This is a genomic window from Ilumatobacter sp., assembly GCF_041688325.1.
In the GTDB taxonomy this organism is placed as follows: Bacteria; Actinomycetota; Acidimicrobiia; order Acidimicrobiales; family Ilumatobacteraceae; genus Ilumatobacter_A.
This window is the reverse complement of record NZ_JBDNIJ010000465.1, coordinates 1-2,775: the sequence shown is the minus strand read 5'-3', so window position 1 is coordinate 2,775 and position 2,775 is coordinate 1. Positions and strand designations below refer to the sequence as shown.

Genomic DNA, 2,775 nt, shown 5'->3' with positions numbered 1-2,775 from the left:
GGTAGCCGGGAACTTCTGGGCGACTGAACACGGAACGAGGCCTGATAGTACGACGCTGGAGCTTGAAGGTTGCGAAGCATCAGGATCGCGCCCCATTCGCGCACCGTGACTCCGGTAAGCAGTTTCCCACAAGTCAAGGTGATCGACCCTTCGAGTCCCGCTTCGGTTGACTCGCTGATAGCCCTCCTGACTGGCTTAAGCGCCTTCGCTCCCTGCCCTACAGATGATCCGGCGGCCACCACGATCTTGTACTGCGAAAACTTGGGCTTGGATGCCAGCAGCTCGCCCATCGCATGGCAAGCCGCAACGTCAGCGAGGTACCAAACGCTGTGCATCACGGCGTCGCCGTAGTCAGTTCCTTCGAATGGAAACGGTGCGGCGTCTGCGTCCGCCGAGAGTTGCTTCAGCTGATGTGTTCGTTTGTGGCCCTTGATCAGATGTAGAAACGCGACGACTCGATTCTGGTTCTCAAATTCATACCCTCCGTTGGCTTCATTCCTGGTGGCCTTGAAGAAATCGGTCAATGAAAAGGCATTATTGGACCCGTCGGCGAACTCCTCAGTGAGACTCCCGAGCTCGTAGGTCATCACGCTCAAGGTGGGAAGTTCCTCATACGGGTTTGGCCCGCTGGCCCCGTCCTCTTGTTTTGCCGCCTGCTCTTCCACGTATGACCAGTTGAACATCTCTTCCGTGCTGAACTCGCCAAACGTGATGGCTCTGAACGGCGTGCCAGAAAGGTACAGAAATCTGTTCGCCGAGAGGCCTGTCTGGTCCGGGCGAAACGATGCATTCTGCAAGGCGCCGACCGACTTTCGTTCCGACGGGTCGTACATCTCGCGCGCGTTCTCACGCCACGCGCCAAAGTGGTACTCGTCGATGACGATGCAGTCCCACGCCATCTCGTGCACGAGCTTGTTGCGCTTCTTCACAGCGCCGTCGCCGTCGGTTCCAAAAAGGTCCTGAAAGGAGACGAACCAGGCCAGAGGTGCGGTGATCTTCGCGAGGCCGGCCTTCGTTGTCGGGGCCGTGTCCTTGTCGACGTACTCCCAACCCTTGAACGCCGCGTGCGTGAGCAGATCGGTTCTCCACGAATCTGCAACTGCCGGCTGATACGTGATCACGAGCAACCGCTTCCACTTCATTCGCATCGCTAGCTGATACGCAGCGTGTGTCTTTCCGAACCGCATCTTGGCGTTCCACAAAAACTTCACCGTGTCTGTATCCTTGGCACCACTGAAGTAGGCCTCGGTAGCGTCCACCGCCTTCTCCTGGGATGGTCGCATTTTGAAGTTCTGCCAGCGCTGGAAGTCGACCTCGGTGCCGGTTCGCAGGGCGATGATGGCCGCCCTGACCTCCTCGATGGTCGCTTCGAACCATTCGTCGCCTGTGTTGTCGCTGGCAATTCGCTTGACGCCAGCGCCCTCCAAGACCTTGTGGAGCGCTTTATCGGAGAACCATGCACCGCTCGGAGTCTTGACTTCCTCCTCGAGAATCAGCTCCTCAATCTCGGGATCGACCCCGGCGCCAGTGCGATTGTGGCCGGCGATACGCTTCGCATTTCTTCCAGCCTTCGACTCGCCGACCTTGATGAGGCCAACGCCACCACCGTCCCCGCGTTTCCACCGCTTGAGACGTTCTGGTGATTTTGTGTAGGCGTAAATTCGCCAGTCGTCGGGGTGAGATGTGTAGTCCCCATAGCGCTCCCGAGCCATTACGTCTGCTGAAGCTCGCGAGCAACAACGGTGTCGTACAAGCCGAAGTGGTGCAGACCTTCGTGGCTGTCGATGCCCGTGTACGAGAGCGAGGAGTCTTCGTACCGGCGAAAGGCGAAGACCGCCTGATTCATGTGCGCGCCGTTGAACACATTCAGCGACACCAGCAAGTGGAAGTCGTCGACCGTCAATCCTGTGACCGTCTTGAACAGGTCTGGCTCCAGCTTGGTGATGACGTCGCGGAGGGTGTTCTCCCGGAAGTCCGTGAGGTACATGAAGGCTGGGATACGCGTGGCGAACTTGATGAGCTTCTCCTGCACCTGCTTGCGCTTCGACTTGTACTCCTTTTCCTCCTCGGACAGCTCCTTCTTCTCCTTCGGGGTGATGTCGTCGCCCTTCTCCTTCTTCGTCGCCTTGACCTGCTCACTCTTATTGAGCACGGTCTCCAAGACGTCGCTTCCAAGGGCTCGGAATCCCTCGATTTTCATGATGGCCTCGATGGCCTTTGGGTTGGCGAGGATCTTTCTGAGCGTGTCGTTATCGACATTGACCAGGAGGGCCGACTCCCACTTCCGTGCAAGCAGCGTCGCTGATGTTCCGGCCATAGCGATGTCGAGGATGCCGCCAGCATCGATCTGCGTCATGTGAGAGCCGTCGTAGGCGAGGACCGGCAGGAAGCTCACCAGCTCCCTTACCGCATCCTCGGGATTCGCAACATCCGGGGAGAGACCTCCGCCGTACTCGGCAATCTGGCGGAGTGCTCGGGTCGGCGCGAAGTCGAAGACGAAGCAGACCGGTTTGAGGACCTCGTGATGATGGGGGTCCGTCCCGTCGGGGTTCCTGATCGACCAGGGCGACTGCACCCGGAACGCTGCCTGGAAGTACGTCTCGGGCGATTTGAGGTTCCGGAGCATCAAAATCGACGACCACTGTGGAACGGTCACCCCAGTGGTGAGTTTCCCGCACGACAAGATGATGGTTTTCGTGTCGTGGCCACTTCCGATCGCACTGCGGACCGGCGGCAACGCCTTGAGTCCCACGCCCGACACGTTACCCAGCGGGC

The 2,775-nt window shown here is 58.9% G+C and carries 1 protein-coding gene and 1 pseudogene; both read right to left on the bottom strand.

The features are described 5' to 3' along the window. Nucleotides 1–1,712: DEAD/DEAH box helicase family protein (locus tag ACH2EI_RS22180; RefSeq protein ID WP_395161633.1), on the bottom strand; the 1,712-nt coding region annotated here is incomplete at its 3' end. Continuing rightward, nucleotides 1,712–2,775: pseudogene (locus ACH2EI_RS22175) on the bottom strand (restriction endonuclease); the annotation flags it as partial. The gene ACH2EI_RS22180 and the pseudogene ACH2EI_RS22175, both read right to left, overlap by 1 nt.